Annotated in this window: 18 protein-coding genes; 13 read left to right on the top strand and 5 right to left on the bottom strand. The window is 46.7% G+C overall.

Annotated elements, in window-relative coordinates; all coding sequences use genetic code 11:
* Nucleotides 1-42 precede the first annotated feature (42 nt).
* On the top strand, nucleotides 43-654 hold the full coding sequence (locus SVI_RS12680; RefSeq protein ID WP_013051952.1) for an HvfX family Cu-binding RiPP maturation protein: 612 nt from the start codon (nucleotides 43-45) through the stop codon (nucleotides 652-654).
* A 156-nt stretch (nucleotides 655-810) separates the two neighbouring features.
* Nucleotides 811-1,359 (top strand): NAD(P)H nitroreductase, encoded by a 549-nt coding sequence (locus SVI_RS12675; RefSeq protein WP_013051951.1) that lies wholly within the window; start codon nucleotides 811-813, stop codon nucleotides 1,357-1,359.
* A 159-nt stretch (nucleotides 1,360-1,518) separates the two neighbouring features.
* Here the strand turns inward: SVI_RS12675 and SVI_RS12670 are convergent, their stop codons facing one another.
* Together SVI_RS12670 and SVI_RS12665 are read right to left on the bottom strand one after the other, a co-directional pair.
* Nucleotides 1,519-2,259 carry an oxygen-binding di-iron domain-containing protein gene (locus tag SVI_RS12670; protein ID WP_013051950.1) on the bottom strand — a complete coding sequence of 247 codons (741 nt, stop codon included), beginning with the start codon at nucleotides 2,257-2,259 and terminating at the stop codon, nucleotides 1,519-1,521.
* 144 nt (nucleotides 2,260-2,403) lie between these two features.
* Entirely contained in the window at nucleotides 2,404-3,033 is a 630-nt protein-coding gene (locus SVI_RS12665; protein WP_013051949.1) for a hypothetical protein, read from the bottom strand.
* Nucleotides 3,034-3,105: 72 nt separating this feature from the next.
* On the opposite strand from SVI_RS12665, the gene SVI_RS12660 reads away from it, so the two are divergent.
* The 10 genes from SVI_RS12660 to SVI_RS12615 all read left to right on the top strand — a co-directional run bounded on the left by SVI_RS12660 (nucleotide 3,106) and on the right by SVI_RS12615 (nucleotide 12,912).
* A complete protein-coding gene (locus SVI_RS12660) occupies nucleotides 3,106-3,615 on the top strand; it encodes a GNAT family N-acetyltransferase (protein ID WP_013051948.1) in 510 nt (169 codons plus the stop codon).
* A gap of 62 nt (nucleotides 3,616-3,677) precedes the next feature.
* Entirely contained in the window at nucleotides 3,678-4,319 is a 642-nt protein-coding gene (locus SVI_RS12655; protein WP_013051947.1) for a GNAT family N-acetyltransferase, read from the top strand.
* Nucleotides 4,320-4,628: 309 nt separating this feature from the next.
* On the top strand, nucleotides 4,629-5,081 hold the full coding sequence (locus SVI_RS12650; protein WP_013051946.1) for a hypothetical protein: 453 nt from the start codon (nucleotides 4,629-4,631) through the stop codon (nucleotides 5,079-5,081).
* Nucleotides 5,082-5,214: 133 nt separating this feature from the next.
* A complete protein-coding gene (locus SVI_RS12645; protein ID WP_013051945.1) occupies nucleotides 5,215-5,604 on the top strand; it encodes a hypothetical protein in 390 nt (129 codons plus the stop codon).
* Between the two features lie 227 nt (nucleotides 5,605-5,831).
* Nucleotides 5,832-6,518 (top strand): ABC transporter ATP-binding protein, encoded by a 687-nt coding sequence (locus SVI_RS12640; RefSeq protein WP_013051944.1) that lies wholly within the window; start codon nucleotides 5,832-5,834, stop codon nucleotides 6,516-6,518.
* On the top strand, nucleotides 6,508-7,563 hold the full coding sequence (locus SVI_RS12635) for an HlyD family secretion protein (protein WP_041419923.1): 1,056 nt from the start codon (nucleotides 6,508-6,510) through the stop codon (nucleotides 7,561-7,563). The genes SVI_RS12640 and SVI_RS12635 overlap by 11 nt, the downstream gene beginning before the upstream one ends.
* An 89-nt stretch (nucleotides 7,564-7,652) precedes the next feature.
* Entirely contained in the window at nucleotides 7,653-8,780 is a 1,128-nt protein-coding gene (locus tag SVI_RS12630; protein ID WP_049791174.1) for an efflux RND transporter periplasmic adaptor subunit, read from the top strand.
* Entirely contained in the window at nucleotides 8,777-9,985 is a 1,209-nt protein-coding gene (locus SVI_RS12625; RefSeq protein ID WP_041419922.1) for an efflux RND transporter periplasmic adaptor subunit, read from the top strand. The genes SVI_RS12630 and SVI_RS12625 overlap by 4 nt, the downstream gene beginning before the upstream one ends.
* 281 nt (nucleotides 9,986-10,266) lie before the next feature.
* Complete coding sequence (locus SVI_RS12620) at nucleotides 10,267-11,523, top strand: ABC transporter permease (protein ID WP_013051940.1); 1,257 nt, start codon at nucleotides 10,267-10,269, stop codon at nucleotides 11,521-11,523.
* Between the two features lie 345 nt (nucleotides 11,524-11,868).
* Nucleotides 11,869-12,912: a hypothetical protein gene (locus SVI_RS12615; RefSeq protein ID WP_013051939.1), complete on the top strand. Its 1,044-nt coding sequence runs from the start codon at nucleotides 11,869-11,871 to the stop codon at nucleotides 12,910-12,912.
* A gap of 75 nt (nucleotides 12,913-12,987) precedes the next feature.
* Here the strand turns inward: SVI_RS12615 and cobN are convergent, their stop codons facing one another.
* From cobN to SVI_RS12600, 3 genes are read right to left on the bottom strand one after another with little or no spacing between them, the layout of a single operon-like run.
* Entirely contained in the window at nucleotides 12,988-16,944 is a 3,957-nt protein-coding gene (gene cobN, locus SVI_RS12610) for a cobaltochelatase subunit CobN (RefSeq protein ID WP_231847719.1), read from the bottom strand.
* Between the two features lie 19 nt (nucleotides 16,945-16,963).
* Complete coding sequence (locus SVI_RS12605) at nucleotides 16,964-17,308, bottom strand: DUF2149 domain-containing protein (protein ID WP_013051937.1); 345 nt, start codon at nucleotides 17,306-17,308, stop codon at nucleotides 16,964-16,966.
* Between the two features lies 1 nt (nucleotide 17,309).
* Nucleotides 17,310-17,837, bottom strand: coding sequence for a MotA/TolQ/ExbB proton channel family protein (locus SVI_RS12600; protein WP_013051936.1), 528 nt, complete (start codon nucleotides 17,835-17,837; stop codon nucleotides 17,310-17,312).
* A 186-nt stretch (nucleotides 17,838-18,023) separates the two neighbouring features.
* On the opposite strand from SVI_RS12600, the gene SVI_RS12595 reads away from it, so the two are divergent.
* A complete protein-coding gene (locus tag SVI_RS12595; RefSeq protein ID WP_013051935.1) occupies nucleotides 18,024-20,183 on the top strand; it encodes a TonB-dependent hemoglobin/transferrin/lactoferrin family receptor in 2,160 nt (719 codons plus the stop codon).
* Nucleotides 20,184-20,212 lie beyond the last annotated feature (29 nt).

Genomic DNA, 20,212 nt, shown 5'->3' with positions numbered 1-20,212 from the left:
CACTAAGGTCTATTCTGACAATAGTATATGTAAGGAGTGAGCATGTTTGTGGTGAGTGCGTATCAAAGGTTTGTCAATCTGCTACACCAGGTATCGGGTATTGCCCCTTTGGCTTTACGCTTGTACTTAGCACCTGTGTTGATGCAAGCGGGTTATAACAAGTTATCTCATTTTAGCGATACCGTGGCCTGGTTTGGTAACCCTGACTGGGGACTCGGTCTGCCTATGCCCGAAGTGATGGTGAGTTTAGCTGCTGGGACCGAGTTTATCGGTGGTTTGCTGTTAATTATTGGCCTAGGGACTCGATTAATCTCCATTCCTTTACTGGTTACCATGCTAGTGGCGGCATTCTCCGTTCATTGGAATAATGGTTGGTTGGCCATAGCCGATGGCGGCTCTTGGTTGGCAAATGATCAGGTGTTGGCAGCGGGCGATAAACTCAGTGCGGCTAAGACTATCTTACAAGAGCATGGTAATTACGAATGGCTAACCAGCTCAGGCAATTTTGTCATTTTAAATAATGGCATCGAGTTCGCGATAACCTATTCAATCATGTTGCTTGCCTTGATAATAGGTGGCGGCGGACGGTATACCAGTGTGGACTACTTCATCCATAAGGGAATATCTAAATCTTATTCTGACAGTCATCTATAGCCAGAATCTGGGTCGCTAAAGTGACGTATCCTGCTGGTGGATTCGGTAAATCCCACCAGATTGGTGGGATTTTTATTGGCGTCTTTGTTACTCTTACTGGCAAACCAAATTGATATAGCTTGAATTATTCAAGCCCATTCACAGAAGGAAATACTCTTGGACGCGACTGAATTATTGCTGACTCGCCAATCTTGCCCACGCCTTATTGCCCCCGCTCCCGATGAATCTCAATTAAAAGTCATTCTCGATGCTGGTGTGCGTGTACCCGATCATGGGGGATTATCACCTTGGGAATTCATTATTGCCCAAGGTGAAGGTCTTAATCGTCTGGGAGATATTTTCTTACAAGCGGTAACTGAGAATGGCGCGGATGAGGCGAAGCAGGCGAAGGCCAAATCTATGCCATTGAGGGCTCCTATGGTGATTATTGTGGTGGCTAAACCTCAGCCTCATGGGAAAGTACCTGAGATTGAGCAGCTGATCGCGGCCGGATGTTCGACTATGGCAATGCAGCAGGCAGCGTTTGCACTGGGGCTGGGCGGGATCTGGCGCACCGGTGATCTAGCATTTGATAAGCGAGTACATCAAAGCTTAGATTTATCTGCTGGCGATCAAATTGTCGGATTTCTTTATCTAGGAACTCAAGCGGTAAAAGCGCCCTTGAAGTCGGCTAAGAGCGGCAGTGAGTTTGCTCGCTACCTCTAGTCATACCAAACTAAACCATACTAGTTAAAGTGATACTCTTGGTCTGTTATTGATAACATCACAGCCCATGCCGCTAAGGTTATGATCTGTATTATGAGACTGACAACTAGCTTGTCAGTCTCAAGTATCTAGTATCTAGTATCAATTATCGATCACAGCTCAGGTATTCGATATGGCTTGACCGACATCGAGTTGCTCAAACCAATCTAGAAATTGTCCCACCTGTTCCCCTTTGAATATCCTGCCATGTTGAGGGCAGAGGTAATCGATATCGAGTTTACGCACCCGGTTAATCCAATCATTTTTCGCGCTGTTTGATGGCATCCATCTTTGATGGAAAAACCTCATCTTTTTGATATGAGCTTCAAAGTCATCGACAAAGATATCCACATCATGATCTTCTAAGGCTGCGCCCACATCGCCTGACATCAGGACTCGAGCGGCGGGATCATATACGTGGAAGTTACCTGAGGCATGCAGATAATGAGCTGGAATAAATTGTACTTCGACTTGATCGAGTCGCAGTCTGTTACCTTCATCGGGAATCGCTTCATAGCTGATATTGTGCATACCGAAGTGACGAATAAATCCCTCCCAAAGCCAAGGAGAGTAGAGTTTGGCTCCAGGTAAGGTTTGATCCCAGAGCCCGAGAGAGGAGATGATATCCGGGTCTTGGTGGGAGGCGAACAGATGAGTCAGTTGCTCCAGGGGTATGTGTTTGACAATACTGGCTAGCATGGGAGCAAACAATTCAATCCCGCCGGGGTCCATCAAGAGTGCTTTTTTTTCAGTCACTAGCATATATTGATTGGTATCTATGATTTTATCTGGTTTCTCAGGGTCCCTGCCAAAGTAGATCCATTGATGAGTGGGGGTTTCAACGATAATCTGACTCTTCATTTGCAAAGGCTCCCTGTCTCTAATACCTATGGGTATAAGATGATGATTTAAAATATGACTCGATCAATGGTTCTCTAAAACCTTGGCATTCAAGCTAAGTGCTAATGAGTGGAATGGGGCCGATTAAAATCCAAGATAAATGATTTAGGCGGCATATCTATAAGCTGAAGTATCAAACAGTGCGATAGCATTATCGACCCGCTGACGTATCAGATTGGCGATACTATCGACTCTGTTGGCTACATCATTAAAGGTTGCCTGATTAGCCACATCCACTCTACAGGCTTCGATTCTGCAAATGGAGGCGAGAATATTGGCGGTTCTCAGGTTCCTTTTCAGCTCATGGAGCTGCTGCTCCATCTGGTTAATCAAGGCTTGGAATGTTTTCTGCGATGTGTTGTAGTTACTCACAGTTTGAGCCACAGCAAAATCCATACTCCCAGAGTATTTGGCATCGACAGATTTAAGTTTTGCTGTTTCGAAGTGTTTGAGCGCCGCAGCGGCTCTGGCGGTATGAGTGGCCATCTTGCTTGCTGTATGGGCGAGAGTATTGATGTCGGTGGCCGCCTTCATGGTGTAACAGGCCAGGTCATCGATGAAGCCGGTTAAGGCTTTAAATCCTAAGGCTGCATTACCGACTCTAGATGATGCCGCCTGGGCATTACTCGCGGTCAGGTTAATCTGTTTACAGTAGGCTAAGGTGTGATTTAACTCAGCGGCGACAACGGCTGCAATCACATAATATTGACTGACTTTAGTGCGCTTCCTTGGCATGGTACTGGCTTCCTCTGCATGACTGAAACTAGTATAGTCGATATAAAAATTGTTAAAGGAGTAGGGATACAATTGATTGTTTTAGAAACATCTAGACTCATCCTCAGACATGCCACATTGACCGATGTTGAGTTTATCTTGGACCTGTTAAATACCCCAGGCTTTATCGACAATATAGGCGATCGTGGTGTTAGGACACTTAGCCATGCACGGAGCTATCTTATGGATGGGCCGATATCCAGCTATCAAGAACATGGATTCGGTCTCTATGTGGTGGAATTAAAATCCACCCAAGAGCCCATTGGGCTCTGCGGCTTAGTCAAACGATCCATGTTCGACTCACCCGATCTCGGTTACGCGTTTCTGCCTGAGTTTTGGGGGCAGGGCTTCGCCATCGAATCGGCTCAAGGAGTTGTCATTCACAGTAAAACACTCTCCATTTCACGGCTATTGGGTATTGTGAGTCCGGGTAATAGGGCTTCTATCTCAGTGTTGGAGAAGGTGGGCATGGCATTCGATTCGACTAAGGTGTGGGAGGAAGATGATTCACAGGTCTTGCTTTATCGATTAACTTTGCCCTAATGTATAGCCTAAGTTATTGAGTGCTATAACAGTATGATATTAAAAGACGCATAATTGTAATCATGAAGGAGAGTCGATTGGACAATACAGAGCGAGCTGAGTATTTATCGGGCGAATATATGGTGCTTGAGCCATTAACCCTAGAACATGTCCCTGCTTTATCTTTGGCGGTGGCAGATGGGGAACTCTGGAGACTCTGGTATGCCTCGGCGCCTCATCCTGAGGAGATGAAATCTTATATTGAGACTGCTATCGCCGCCGAGAAACGTGGTGAAACTCTGGCTTTTGCAGTGAGAGATAAGCGCTCTGGAGAGGTGGTTGGCTCGACTCGGATCTGCTCATGGGATCAAATAAATAGGCGACTCGAGATAGGTTATACCTGGTATGCCAAGCGTGCCCAAAAGACTGGGGTCAACACTGAGGCCAAGCTACTACTGCTAAATTATGCATTTGAAACCTTAGATGTGATGGCGGTGGAGTTTAGAACACACTGGCATAATCAGGCTTCCAGAGAAGCGATAACTCGACTCGGGGCTAAGCAAGATGGTGTACTGAGAAATCATAAGATTTTGAAGAACGGCACAGTGAGAGATACAGTGATCTACTCGATTATCGATAGTGAATGGCCGACGGTGAAACAAAGTTTGAAGTTTAGATTGCAGCAAAATAATGTCAACAATATTGGGCTAACTTTTGCTCAGTGATGTACAAGCATAAAGACTTAGGTTTATATCGAATTTGATTCTATGTTTACTCATAGAATCAGGGCTTGGACTTTTAATCGAATTTGACTAGCGAACGACTCATTATGAACAAGCTTAAGGTCTTTGGCTTATATCTAATTTGATTAATTTTTGACTAGCGATTGACTAATAATGAACCTGCATAAGGGCTTTGGTTTATATATAGCGCTTGATTAACTCAGACCGTCTGAATATAGTCGAGGTGATGAGTTACGCCTTAGAAACGGTTTCATTTTTGATGAAGCCGTATAACAAGAAAAGAGATCCCCAATGCCGAGTTCAACTACTGCTCTAGTATCGATTAAGAGTCGACGTATTAGCCGAATTAAACATAACCTTATTTTCCCTCTTCTGTGTATGGTGCCGCTTTCTGTTTCTGCAGCACCCAGCGAAGCTGAAATGATTTTCAGCAAAGAAGTGATCGCATGTGCTTCCTATTACCAGATAAGTTCCGATGTTATCGCGACGATGAATCTGCCTCAGATGAAGACTGTAGGTGAACGATTGAAGAGTTCATCGACTAAGGCTGTCTCGATTGCAGAGCAGTATCAGGCTAAAGAAGATGTCGCCGCCATGTTATCTAAGGTTCAGCAGCAACAGCTGGCTTCATTGCCGGACAACAAGAATTTACGCGACTTGATGGGCAAGTATCAGGACAGCTGTAAAACCTTACTGGCAGAACCGCAGAAGCGTTTGGATTATTGGATCATGGCAAGCATGTAGTCCAGCTGTACTTAGATTCAAACAGTCGTTATTGGTAAAAAAGAGCCTCTTGGCTCTTTTTTTGAAAGAAAATAATGCTCGCCTCTGTCTATATGAATAATGGTCACTCGATCAATTATACGTGAGGACGTCAATGAATTATTACTTTATCGCTGCAGCAATCTTAGGCCTTTTAACCTGTATCGGTCACTTTACCTATGGCGTAAGCCAGTATCTCAAGCCTATGTTAGTCGCGTCTTTCGATCCCGTGGCTAAAGCTGTTATGCATTGTGTTTTTCATTATGTGTCGGTATTTTTGCTGTCAGCTACTTTGGTGCTAGCCGTCTGTGGCTTAGATCTCGTGTCATACATGCAAGGTATTAGCCTGATACTCTTTGTTGCCCTCAACTTCGCTCTCTTTGCTGTCTGGCAGATCTATTTCGCCTTCTTTAGTGACATTAATTCTCCCTTCAAGCATCTTTTTCAATGGATCTTATTCTCCAGTATCTCTGCCCTGAGTCTAATGGGGATCTACCTCACTTAAGCTCTCATGATTATTTGCTCTTAGTCACAGTCGGTTTTTTGCGGTCTATTCAGTTTGCAAAGTTAATTAAATTCAATTGCCTCCATAGTCATTTTTCGTGCATGGTATAAACAAAAATACAGAGTACATTGAACTTGATGGGTTCAATCTACTCTCTAGTGTAATACTAAAAATAAAATGATGACTGAATTCTAGGGATGGAATATGAGTGTAACTGAGAGAGCATTATGATAAGAGTCAGTGGATTAACTAAAGAATATCAGATGGGTGAGTCGTCAGTTTTTGCCCTAAGAGGTGTCGATTTTACCATTAAACAAAATGAATTTGTTGCGATAATGGGGCCATCTGGCTCGGGTAAATCCACCTTGATGAACATCATAGGCTGTTTGGATAAGCCTAGCTCGGGGAGCTACCAGCTCAACAAGCAAGAGGTTGGCAGTTTGGATGATGATGAATTATCCGCGGTGCGAAACAAGGAGATAGGTTTCGTGTTTCAAAGTTTTCATCTGTTACCAAGAATGACAGCGTTGCAAAACGTGCTTTTACCTTTACGATATGCCTCTCCCCCAATTGATGATACCAGCTACGCCGTTGAACTCTTGCTGCGAGTCGGCTTAGGTTCACGCCAAGATCATAGACCCAATCAGTTATCTGGTGGACAGAGACAAAGAGTCGCTATCGCTCGCGCTTTGGTTAATCGGCCAACCATATTACTGGCCGATGAACCTACGGGGGCACTGGACAGTAAGACATCGGTGGAGATTATGAATCTATTCACTGAGTTGCATAAGGCTGGTCAAACCATCATTTTAGTGACCCATGAAGAGGAAGTGGCAGCCTATGCCCAGCGGGTGATCCGCATGCGAGATGGTCATATCGTAGAGATAGAGGAGCGTGGTGTCTATGCCGCTTAATACTCATTTATCACCATTTATATTGAAACTTGTCTTGATTGCGTCATTTACGTTACCGGTAAATCTGGCTGTAGCCGGGGAAGCAAGCCTCACTAATACTAGCGCAACTCCAAGCGTATCAAGTTCTGGCGTTGTGGACATAGGCCTGCAGGCCTTGTTATTGACCGGACAAATTTCATCGGTTCAGTCTCAATCTTTTATGGTGCCAAAAGCCGGGGATGCCTGGCGCTACCAAATTCAGTGGATGTTGCCCGAGGGGGCGGTTGCCGAGCCTGGTCAGACTGTAGTGATCTTCGATAAGAGCCAAATAGCCAATCAGATTGAACAGCTTGAGGCGAGCTTGCTACGAGTCACGGCTCAGGAGCAGAGCTTAGGTATCGATCTCACCTCTAGCGTGCTCCAGGCTAAGTTTGATGTGAAGATGCAAGGCTCTGAACTCGAGAAGAGTCGGCTCGATGCCGATGTACCAGCAGATTATATCTCTGCTAAAGATTACGCCGAGAATCAATTTAACTTGATGCAGGCAGGCAGCGAATTATCTAAAGCCAAGCAGGCGCTAAAAGAAGTATTGGATAGACAAGCTGCCAGCAAGGCGCAACTCGCCATAGATCGACACCGTGCCCAATTAGAACTAACACAAGCCTTGCATGGATTAGAGCAACTTGAACTTAAGGCCAAGATAAAAGGTCCTGTGCTCTACGCCAGTGATCCTTGGAGTAATAAGAAATTTGCCGTCGGTGATACCGTACAGATAGGCCGGCAAATCGCGACTCTGCCGGCGATGGGTGAGCTAGAGGTTGTCGCTTGGGTCAATGAGGTCGATGTCGACAAGATAGCTGTGGGCACTCAAGTTACACTCAGACTGGATTCTCAGTCGGCAAAGCCGTTTACTGGCAGTATTAAAGGTATTGGTCGTCAAGCTCTGAAACAGCCGGCCTGGGGTCAAAGTAATTGGTTCAAGGTTGAGGTGAGTTTCGAGGCCGATGAAGATATCAAGATTATTCCCGGCATGAGTGTTTTAGTCAGTACCGGAGCCGTATCATGACACCAGTATTTAACCTTTCACCGCTACGGCATCATCTATCAAACCTCTCGGGTTTCTTGCTGCCTTCGAGTTTAATTCTTTCGCTATCCATGCTCACTGCATGTACCGGAGCGCCGGTGACATCGGCGGAACTGGGAGTATTAAGACAGAGTATCGTGGCGACCGGAGAACTGGTGTCCGCCGATACAGTTTCTATGATGCCGCCTTCAATTCGTAGGGTGTGGCAATATCAGGTAAAGCAGCTCGCACCGGAAGGTTCTCAGGTACAAGAAGGGGACATGGTTGCTCAACTCGATACCTCTGAACTGACCCAACGTCTATTGGTTAAGACAGCCAAAATGGAAGCGACACTGCAAAATATTGAAACTGCCAAACTGCGTAATGCCAAAAAGTTAGAGGAGCTAAGGTTGGATCTCGCCGAGGCTAAGATGAGTTTCGAAAAAGCGCAGCGTAAATTTAATCTGTCAGATGAAACTGTGGCGGCCATAGATAAAATAAAGTATGAGAAAGACGCCGCCATCGCCAAGGATAAGGTACAACTCATCACACAAAAAATTCAGCTTGAAAATCAGAGTGCCAAACAAAGAGAAGCCATGCTCGAGGGAGATAAACATAAATTTTCTTCCGAGGTGGTGGCACTTAAACGTGGTATCACATCCCTAACCTTGATAGCCCCGCGTGCAGGTATGGTGGTGTACGGTAATGATTCACAAGGCAATAAAATTAAAGAAGGCCAGTCTGTTTATATGGGGGATGCGGTACTTAGCATACCGGATTTGAATCATATGTTGGTGAACATGACCATACCTGAGGTCGAAGCGAGTCGGGTCAAGTTAGGTCAGAAGCTAAAAATAAGACTGGATGCGAACCCGGATAAAGTCTTTTATGGAAAAATTATTGAGCTTGGCGCCGTGTTTCGACATAAAAATCAGGATGTACCTCTGGTAGTGTTCGATGCGGTGGCCAGTATTGATGAAGCGGATACGGATTTGATGAGACCCGGTATGACGGCAAAAATATCCATAGATATCGCCAATGATAAAGAGGAGCTCCTGTTGTCATTGGACGCGGTGCATTACGAGTCTGGCCAGGCTTATGTCTTGTTACCTGGCTTGTTTGGCGAGTCTAAACAAGCTGTCACCATTGGCACCATAGGCAAAGAGCAGGTATCAATAAATACTGGGCTCAAAGTTGGTCAGGAGGTATTACTACCATGATGGTCAGTTTAAGAAACACTTTACTCGTCTTCATCTTGGTATGGGTATCTGGCTGCAGTCAACAGGCCAGCGATGGCGTACTCACCATGGATGTGAAACGAGCCGATTTTTATGTGGACATTCCGGCTACAGGTGAGCTTGAAGCCAGTAAGTCTACCTCAGTGATCGTGCCGACTGGGCTACGAGGTCCGCAGTCACTGGCCTGGATCTTGGATAATTTCAGCCAAGTCAAAGCCGGGGATGTCGTTGCCAGAATGGATCCCACCCGTGAAAATTATAGCCTCAAGATGGAGCAGTTTGATTTTGACAAGTTAGCCTACGACAGTCAGATGCAGACCGAGAAGGACAAGACTATTAGTCAGACACTTTCAACCGGTACCCGAGTGACCAGCGAAGAGAAAGATCTGGCGGAGCGTTTCTTCAGTGAAGATGAACGTGTCTATACCAAGATAGAGATTATCGATCAGATGCGTAACCAAGATTACCTTGTGGCTAAAATGCATTATTTCGATTGGGGGCTCGACAAACATGACGATCAAGCTGCTGCCGAGCAGGAGTTGATAAAACTTAAGCAGAAAGGCCACTCAGCGAAAATAAACCGTTATGAAAATAACCTCAATCAGATGGAGATAACCGCTCCTCATGATGGCTTATTTGTCTATCAGGCAGGCTGGGATGGCACATTTCCCGTGGTTGGTGACATGATGTGGTCGGGGTTTTCCATCGGCCTCTTGCCGGATACGTCTGTGATGCAGGCGAAATTATTTGTGCAGGAATCTGAGGCTGCAGGCCTCGCCATAGGAAAGACGGCGACCGTTTATCTGGATGCTTATCCGGATATGCCGTTCACCGGTAAGGTGACCCAAGTCGATGCCTTAGCTAAACCTAAAGAGAAAGACAGTCCGGTAAACTATTTTCAATTTACCATCAGTTTGGATAAAACCTTAGTGGAGATCATGCAGCCGGGCAGGCAAGTAAAGGCTCAGGTGCATCTGCTTAATCTGCAAGATGTGGTGACAGTACCCAATCAGGCATTGTTTCAGAAAGAGGGTCAATATTGGGTCTATCTCAAGACAAGGGCAGGTTTTATTAAACAGGCTGTGACACCAGGCAGTCGTAGCCTGAATCGTACAGTGATCACCGAGGGTCTGAACCAAGACGATGTTATAGCGCTCACGACGCCTCCAAAAAGGAGCCGAGTATGAATATAGTCATAGTCATAGTTATGGCAATCACCGAGGGATTGAACCAAGGTGATGTTATAGCGCTCACGACGCCTCCAAAAAGGAGCCGAGTATGAATATAGTCATAGTCATAGTTATAGTGATCACCGAGGGATTGAACCAAGGTGATGTTATTGCGATTACAAAGTCTCCAAAAAGGAGCCGAGTATGAATATAGTCATAGTCATAGTTATGGCAATCGCCGAGGGATTGAACCAAGGTGATGTGATTGAGCTTACTACGTCTTCAAAAAGGAGCCGAGTATGAGCTTAATCAATGAGAGTAAGATTTATATTGAAGGCATAAAGCAGGCCTTCGATGAAATGCGCCATCATAAATTGCGCACGGCTCTGACCTTACTTGGGATGATATTTGGTGTCGGTGCCGTGATAGCCATGTTGAGTGTGGGTGAAGGCGCAGAGCGAGAAGCGCTGAAGATGATCGAGTCCATGGGGGTTAGAAATCTGGTGGTGAATGCCAGATCAACGGATGGCGAAGCACTTAAATCGATTCGAGAGCACAGCATAGGACTGAGCCTCAGAGATGTCCAGAGTGCTAAAGATACCTTGCCCTTCGTGGAAAACTGGAGCGCCGAGAAGCAGGTAAAAACCTTCAGTTTATTTAGTCTAGAAGGCCGTAGTGATGCTCAAGTTAAAGGGGTTACCCCCAGCTATTTTGACTTGACCGCCCTGAAAATGAACGAAGGAGCAGCCTTCGATTCCCAGGATGAGGCTCATTATCGACAGGTTGCGGTATTAGGACCCGAAGCTGCCAGAAGCCTGTTTCCTCAGGGCAAGGCTATCGGCAGCGTGATCAAGATAAATCATCAGTGGTTCACTGTGGTCGGTGTATTGACCTATGCCCAGAGTGGCAAGTCTAAGATTCAGGGAGTCAAACTCGGGGGAGAGCGCAATGAGGTATTCATTCCTCTTGCCACTGCTTTGAAAAAGATGAATTTTAAGAATCTGGAAGATGAATTAGATGCCTTTAAGGTGTCTCTTGCCGAGGGAGTAGAACCTTCATTGGCGGCCAAGAGTCTGAGGCATCTGATCAATCGTCGCCATGGCGGCGAGAAAGACTACGACATAGTGGTACCGGCAGACTTGCTGGCTCAGCATCAGAAGACACAACAGATATTCAATATTGTTATGGCTTGTGTGGCGGGGATCTCCTTACTGGTGGGCGGCATAGGCATAATGAATATTATGTTGGCCACTATCATGGAACGCACCGCAGAGATAGGCTTACTCAGGGCACTAGGAGCCAGGCGTAAAGATATTGCCCGCCAGTTTCTTATTGAGAGCATAGTTATCTCGGCCACTGGCGGCGTCATAGGCATAGGTGTGGGTCTGTTATTGGCATTTGTGATCTCTTCCGCCGCAGGTTGGCCTGTGGCCTGGTCTCCCTTCGCCATAGTGTTAGCACTCGGTGTGTGTATGACCATAGGCGTAGGGTTTGGCCTCTATCCAGCCAAGAAGGCGGCTAAACTGGATCCGATAGTCGCCCTGCAAAGAGACTAGTCCAGCTGCATTGACGTAAAATGACGGCCTTGTATCGATATTCGATGCAAGGCCGTTTTTATGCCGATTGAGATTACTCCTTAGGCAAATAGTTCTTCGACTGACTTGTGTGCACAGGCCTTGATTTTTACTAAATCATTACACTGTATCTATACCCGATACACATAGGTGAACAGGCTTTAAGCAGAACTTTCAATTGTGAATAAAAAACCTTCAACAAGAGCCGCTAAGTCGTGTTTTATAAGAGGAATAGCTTAGTTTTCCTGTATGCTGACGTCCCATTTTCCTGTTTGCTACGCAAAGTTGCAGACCAAGAGCAAGTGCTCGCCGACATAGAAGTCAGATATGCTTTACAACCAAGATTTAGCCGTACGTTTCCCGAAAGGTAAGTTTGCCATGTGGAGCGTCTATAGCTTCACCGGCGCTTCCATCTTAGCCTCCATCGTATTCTCCTTATTGTTGTTTCTTTCTATCGATGACGACCCTTTGATGCGGTTACTGTTCGGCGGTCTGGCGGTGATTTTCGAATTGGGAAAATTTTTCGCCTGGTATGAAGTGGGTGAGCGACATGCGAGACGTAATTATCCGGGCATGTTATCTGCCTTAGGTTTTTATCTGGTGCTTGCCGCCATTTCCATCGGTGGCTCTGTGGGGGGGATCAATAGCGCGACCAATAAGGCTCAGGAACATGTGAATGTGCAGCAGAGTAAGGTGAACGTTTATAATATGCAGATCCAGGCTATCGATAAGCAGATAGCACTCAATGATGTTGCCGCCGAGAAATATATTGAGATGGAGCGTATTGCCAGCGGTGTGGCCCGTATTCAGAAAGAAAATAATACGCTTAGGCAGGAGCAGCAAGCTTTGGCCATAGAGCGAGATAACTTGCCCGTGGTTGGTCAAGGTTCGGTTATCGGCTTGATCGACAGCTTAGCCACTTTTTTAAATATAAAGGCTAGCTCGGCTCAACTTGGCTTGGTGATTTTTCTGTCGATACTGTTAGATTTCTTCGCTGCCTTCTTCGTTGGCCTCATAGGTGAAGAAAATCGTTTTCGTCATCAGTTTCGCAACATGGAGCCGCTGACCATAGAAGGATTTAGCCCAGCAGAGAGCGCGACAGCAGGCCTGCTGTCTCATTTTGACGACACAGAGATAGTGGCTGAAGTCGAGAAAACGCCCTATGAACAGGCGATCCATGCATTAAGCTCGAACCGGGTTAATTGCAGTAAGCGGGCGGTGAGCAAGCACTTAAATTTCTCCAGCGATGAAGTGGATGATATTTTCAAGAAGCTGTTTGATGAAGGCATAGTCAGCAAGAAAGCCAATAATCATTATCAGTGGCATGGGGTGAAAGAGACTGAAGCTGAGCCAGAGGCTGATTTGGTCTAAGTTCATTTAGCATATTCATTGAAAAACGGCAGGGCGTTACAAGGCTCTGCCGTTTTTTTATGTGCTTTTTATGTACTAATGCTCCTTACCTGGCAGAGGCTCTCTCGCCAACAAGGGCCTGATCGCGCCAGCGAAGAAGATAAACAGTAAGATGGATAAGGGCAGCAGATACCAGTAGTCATCCTCTTTTTGCTCACTAGGTTTTTGCACCTGCTCCAGTTTCTGCCCAGTGATTTCTTGTTTAGCCTGGGACGGATTGGATTGCGCCTGGGGCGCCGCCATGGCAGGTGCCAGTGGTGCTAAGCCAAATCCTACGGCTTGTGTCTCGACAAATTCGGTAAACTTGTCGTTGTCGGTGACCACATCGAAGCGGTTGGCGAGACTGATATAGGTCTCGAGCATCTTCTTAAGCGTCGCCTCATCGGCCTTCCAGTAGTCCTTGCGATTGGCTTCCAGCATACGTTCCAACATTTGCGCTAGAGCGTGAGCATTATTCTCTTCGAAGAAGGCCTGCATATCTAGCTGGTACTTGTCTTCGACATAGACCTCGAATATCGACTGCCAATGATCGTCACGTACCAACTCAGGGGTCATGACTTCCCAGCCCCAGAGGCTGTTGATACGATCCAGTATGGTGGTGGCACCGGCATAACCTGATTCCTGCATGGCTTGGATCCAGCGAGGATGCAGGTAACGGCCGCGCATCTCGTTGTTGAGGAAGCTGGCCATGGTTTGTGCCTTTATCTTGTCCTTACGACGTAAGTTACTCACGTACATTTCGGGTGTCTTGCCGTCGAGTTTACGGATGGCCTGACCCATGCCGCCGAAATACTGGAAGGGGTCGTCATTGGTCAACAGGGCGTAGAGGTTGGTGGAGCGGGAGAATATTACCGCGTCGGTACCGGACAACACCTTGCCATAAAGATCCACGTCTTCTATTTTCTCACTCCAACGGCTTTCATCCTTGCCGTAGGCATAACCCATACGTTTAAGGTAACGATCGCTCATGGCATCGTCGGTTTCCCAGCTGCCTGAATCTAAGGTCTGATCCGCCAATCCCGTGCCGTAATTGCCCGAGTCATTAGAGAAGATTCGGATACTGGAGAGATAATCCGCTTCCTCGGGCGTCTTACCTTGCTTCTCAAGCTCTTGTTTCAGTGCCTGTGAGTGACGATAGGCGAAGTTATTATCCTCCTTCATCTTGGCTATGGTGTCTATGGCGTCTGCCATCCATAACATGACATTGGGAAACGCGTCGCGGTAGAGTCCGGTCGCCGATACCACCACATCGATTCTTGGGCGTTTGAGTTCGCTCATGGGGATAACTTCGACTCCAATCACGTCATCTTGCTCATCCCATTTAGGCCTGACGCCGAGGGCATGAAGGATCTGCGCCTCGAGTGCGCCATGGTGACGCATGGTTTCAAGTGACCAGAGAGAGAAGGCCAGTTTCTGCGGGTATTTACCATGCTTTTCTCGGTAATCAGCCACAGTCTGCTCTAACAAGAGCACGCCCGCTTCATAGGCTTCTTTCGATGGTAACTTAGCCGGGTTGAAACCGATAAGATTGCGTCCGGTAGGTACAGATTCCGGACTACGAATAGGATCGCCGCCATATGACACGGGAATATACTTAGCCGACATAGCTGCAAGCAGGTTCTGTGTTTCGGCAATCTTGGCAAAATTATCCCAATATTGCTGCGCCGTGGTGAGCCAAGCGTTTAGCTCATCGCTTAAGCCTTCGAGTTGCTGACCCTGAATGCTTGCCTGTAGCAGTTGAAAACCTGCTAAAGCCTCGAGCCTAGTCACGTTCAATCTGTCTTTTTGCGCCTCAGGGGGCAGAGTCAGGCCGTGGTCATTTTCGTAGTTTTTGGCCGCCTTGGTGAAATCATCGCCCAACATCTGCAGCATGGTGCTATACAAGTGCTGCGCTTTTGGTAGCAAGCCGAAGGTATGTACCCCAAGTGGCTGAGCTTGCTCGGCCATCTCGGTAAGCTGATCTTGGAGCCGGGTCAGATTCTGGTCGAAGTCGCGGTCAAATTCTTCCCTGTCCATGGCTAAATCCTTTAACAGATTGAGCGATTCGGCCTTCTCGGTAATACTTTGCTTGGTATTCTCTTTTGTCTGCCCTTGATCTAACAGGCGATAATTTGACAGCAGGTCATTGAGTTTAGCGATATCGGCATACAGGCCAGCCTTAGCAAAACCTGGAGTCAGGTGGCTGATAGTCGTTGCCCGGCCGCGACGTTTTGCCTGCATGGCCTCGCCGACATTATCTATGATGTAAGGGTAAAATACCGGCACATTACCCACGGCCAGATTAGGTGAGTCATCAACCGACAGGCCACGTTCCTTACCTAATAACCACTCCTGTGAGCCATGAGTACCCAGATGTATAAAGGCATCGGCGTTAAATATTTGCTTAGCATAGAGATAGATAGCCAGATAACCGTGATTTATCGGCGTCTTCATGTCGTGATACAGGGAGCTATGTTCCGAGATGTCGTTACTGCGCCCGCCCTGTGGCAGTATGATTAGGTTACCCAGATTCATTCGCGGAATGATGAAGGCTAGTTCGCCGCTGTTGCTGGTGATCATGGGGCTGTCCTTGGCTAATCCCCAACGGTCATTGATGCCTTTTTGTACCGAGACTGGTAAGTCTGCGAACCAGGCTTCATAGTCGGCCAGAGGTAATAGGTCGGCCAGATCTTGATCCAGTAAACCACTGGCATCTTCGTTACGATAGTAGGGACGCAGCAGCTTACCTGCGGCCTCGATGATCTCCTTGGCGGGTTTTGGATTGACGTTATAACCGGTTTTTCTCATCGCCTTAGCTATCACCTCCAGTGAAGCCGGCACGTCAAGAAATGCTGCGCCTATGTTCTTCTCCCCGGGAGGATAATTCCAGATAAATGCGGCCACTCGCTTATCTTCATTGGCCGTGATGGCGAGTTTTGCATGCATGACGGCGCGCGCTATGAGTGCATTCATCTGCGCCGGCATCACTTGCTTATTTCCCTTGTTATTGGCTGCTATGATGATGGGATCGATACTGCCTGTGCCTTCGGGCATAACCAGGAAAAAAGGTGTTAGCCCAGGTGATATCCCGGTTTTACTCTGCGCAAATTTTTCGCTGTCACCGTCGACATAATTAAGCGCGTGTATAACTGGAATGCCAAGTTTCTCAAATTCATCGCGGCGTTTTTTAACATAATGCAGTGAACGATAGTTGATCATCAAGTTTGCGCGTGTTTGTTGCTTGTCATCCATTAGCAAGTCTGTGTATTTTAGCTTGTCCTCTTTATCGTCGTAGAAGAAGGCGAAGGCTCGCTGACCCTTAGCTTCTATGCCGTTGATCATGGCATCGACTACCTGTTGCTGTTCATAATCTATTACGGAACGGTGGATACCTATGGCGATAACGGCTTGTTGCTTTGTGGGAGCAAGCCAGGTGAAGAATGCCTGTTCCTTATCGGTTAATAAGTCCGGATATTGGGGATGATACAGGCCAGTTTTCGGGGTTTTCGAAGGCTTATCAGCCTTTATTTGGCTGATATTCAACACATCACTGGCGATATAAATCATCAGGTTTCTGTAGTTTCTGCCACCGGCATGGCTAAAATAATCTGCCAGTCGTTGGCTTTGCTCTTGGGCAAGGTTTTGATTGAATGTCTCACTCTCAAGATCCCCCAAAGAGACAATTTTCAACTTGGGAAACTGTGTGGGTATGGCCTCGAATTTCTCGAACATATACTCAGACAAAGCTGGATTGATGCCATCTAGCATCACCAAGTCGGCGCTGCGCCACTGCTCGGCGATCTCTATATCTGACTTGCCCTTGGTGATGAGTTGAATGAGTTCGAATGGCTGATCTTTTGCCAGTTTGGTTAACAGTGCCTTCTTGGGCGCCGAATTATAATTCGACATCACCATGAGCACTCGCTTAGCACTTGCTTGGCTGTCTGCTGATGTGTCTGCCTGGATAAGGCCGGGGACACACATGAATATCAGGATTAATACACGTAGAAACATGAAGTTATTGCTCGCTTTATCACTTGTTATTTGTGGCAGTTTGCTTATCTGAGGTGTCGCCTTCGGGGACATAGATCATAGAACCATCGGCCATTTTATAGGCGATACCTGCACGGGCACCTTGACCGCTGCCAATATTGCCCGATGATTTGTAATGTTTGATCTCCTTACCTTCCTTGACGATGATCTCCATGTTGGGCTTGCCAGCATTCTTCACCACAGTGACATTTTCCGCTGAAAATGTGTTCAGCGGATTCTGTGCGATAGCAATCAATAAGGCGGCGATCAACACCAGAAAAACATCGATCAGGTTGACGCTGGACAGGATAGGGTTGAGCTCTTCGTCTTCATCTAAAAAACGCACTTTACGATCCCCTTAGCTTGCGTATGTTAATTAATTCTGAGGCGAACCAACGTTTCTTCACCGATGCAGGCCAGAAGGTGAGAGTGGCAATAACCAGCCCCCAGATAACCGAGGCGAAGGCAATGATAAGACTCTCGCTGATCCCCTGAATATTACCGTCGGCAAGGGCTTTGAGTGCCGGCCCCATGGGAACCATAGTCGCAATGAGTCCCAGCATTGGGGCTACACGAGTGACAACACGCAAATTTTCAAGCTTCTTGAGGGCGAAGATCTCTAGTTCATCTTCACAGGCATTTGGATTATTAACGAAATAGTTATGTATGGGATAACCCGAATACCATTTTCGCTCCTTTATCTGAATCGTCAGCCTGTATTGCTGAGCATTCTTGCGCCTGACAAAGAATAAGCCTGCGAATCGTCCCATGGCATAGATGGCATAGATTAATAATAAGACGATACAAATGAGTACTGGTGTCATCAAGTATTCAGACAGGTTAGCGAGTAGCCCTTCGAGTAAGGCGATGTTCATGGTTTGTGGTTCCTGTAAAAAAATCAGGAATAATATATATAAAAAATACTAACGCAAACGATAATCGATCTCATTACTATTAACGTGATCAACATCATATTAACGAATCTTGCTTTGAAATCTAAATAGTAATCATTACTACCTAGGTGTATGGTGCTGGCCTTTCGCAATCACAGCATGATGTTTATGAAATTATTACCCATATCAGTCGCTATTATTACAAGTATTTACAGTGGCTTATCTCATTCAGAGGTCAAAACTTCAACAGGTTTTGAACAAAAAAATAGCAAAATTGAGGTGATCAAAGTTATTGGCACCCGTCTGGAGAAACCTCTGAACGAAATATCGGGTAGTGCAGTGGTGATCACGGCTGAAGATATTGAAAATTTAGTGGCTAGCGAACTGTCTGATCTTTTTAGAAATGAACCAGGTGTTTCTGTGACAGGTTCAGCGGGCACGCCTCAGAACATCACTATTCGAGGTATTACCGGTAATCGTATCTTGATGATAAAAGATGGCGTACGCATGGCCGATGGTTATGGTGCCAGTGACATTAACGACAGCGTTGGAAGATTTAACTTCGACCTCGATGATGTGAAATCTATCCAGGTAGCTAAGGGCGCCGCTTCGGCATTTTTTGGCTCGGGAGCCTTAGGTGGTGTGGTGAAAGTCGAGACCAAGGAAGCGGCCGATTACCTCTATCATAAAGATTATTATCTGGCATTAAAGGGCTTATACAGCGGAGTCAGCAGCCAGAAGAAGGTGTCGGTGACAGCTGCAGCTAGAGCAATGGATATTCCTGTCATGTTGCGTATGAGTCAGTGGCAGGGCCATGAACAACAAAATTATGCCGATACGCGATCCCCTGCGGACATCGATGGCACGAGTATCTCCTTCAACACTAATTTAATCAGTAATAAGCACTGGTTATTGAGTGTCAACAGTGACTGGCAGAGCCAGACCAAGGAGACACATGGGGCTCCGAATTCTGTGCCTCAGCCAGATGGGGCCTGGGATGTGGTCCAGCGTAATAGAGAGGAAGTACAAAGTTCACAGGTGCAACAGATCAAGTTGCAGTATACCCCCGAGTCTTTTGTCTTGTTCGATAACCTGTCGAGTCAGATTTACTATGGCGAGACTAAAAATTCCAATCAGGTCAATGACTTTTTGACTCGCACATTTCTGCAAGTGCAGCAGCGTTATCGTCAATATGAGAGTGATGAAACCTTTAAAGAGGAGATCTATGGCTTTAGCGTCGATATGGACCTCTGGGTCGAGCTCTATGGCATGGAACATGATTTTCTCTACGGTATAGAGGGACAGAGATCGCTTCACTCTCGAGCCAAGGACCGTATTAAGATTGAAAACGGTAAACAAAATTACTGGTCGAATCAGCCCTTTGCCGATGCCAGCACCGAATCCTTGAGCGGGTATATTTCAGATGATATTAGCCTGAGTGAGCACTGGGGCCTGCTAGTCAGCAGTCGCTACGACAGAAACAGTCTGAGTCCAGAGCAGAGTGAAATTTTAAACATTCCCCTAGTTGATAATAGCTCAGATAACGTATCTTCCAGTATCTCCCTAAGCTATGACCCCACAGTTGGTGTGAGTGGCTATCTCGCCTATTCACAGGGTTACCGCGCCGCGCCTTACGACAAGGTGTATGGCAGCATTCCTCATCTGTTTGCCTTCCCGCCATTTGAGATCATCCCGAATTCTGATTTGCATGAAGAGACCAGTGAGAGTATCGAGCTGGGCATGCGCTGGCAGTGGCAAAACCTAGACATAGCGGCGAGCTATTACTACAACCAATTCGATGGTTTCATCGATTGGATAGAGGTGGGCCTTCGTCAGAGTGACGGCGTGTTTGAACGTCAATTTGTCAACATAGACAGCGCCAGTTCTTGGGGCGGCGAGTTTAATCTTGATTATAACGTGACTGAAAACCTGGACCTCTTGTTTCAGATGGGCTGGGTTGATGGCAAGAATAATGATACCGGTGAGAAGTTACGCACCTTGACCCCGTTAGAGGGCTCAGTCTCTCTCAATTATCAATACGACAACTTACGTCTCTCGGGTCTGGTCAATGGGGCGAGCGAGATGACGAATGTCACTAGCTGTGTCGATCCTCTCACTGGCGCGCAGGATTGTCCGGCACCTGCTGCTTGGGTGATTGTCGATCTAGCAGCTCAATATGAAGTATATGCTCACTTCAAAGTTAACCTGTCGATTAAGAATCTACTCGATAAAGAGTATGTGCGCTATCAGGATGTTGCCGGTACGTCTGGTTATCAGCCCACTCAGCCAGGCCGCAGCTTTAGCGCCTCTGTCTCTTACAAGTTCTAGGTGAAGTATATGCTCACTTCAACGTTAAC

This window comes from Shewanella violacea DSS12 (genome assembly GCF_000091325.1).
Classification (GTDB): Bacteria; Pseudomonadota; Gammaproteobacteria; order Enterobacterales; family Shewanellaceae; genus Shewanella; species Shewanella violacea.
This window is presented reverse-complemented; position numbering and strand designations above follow the sequence as displayed.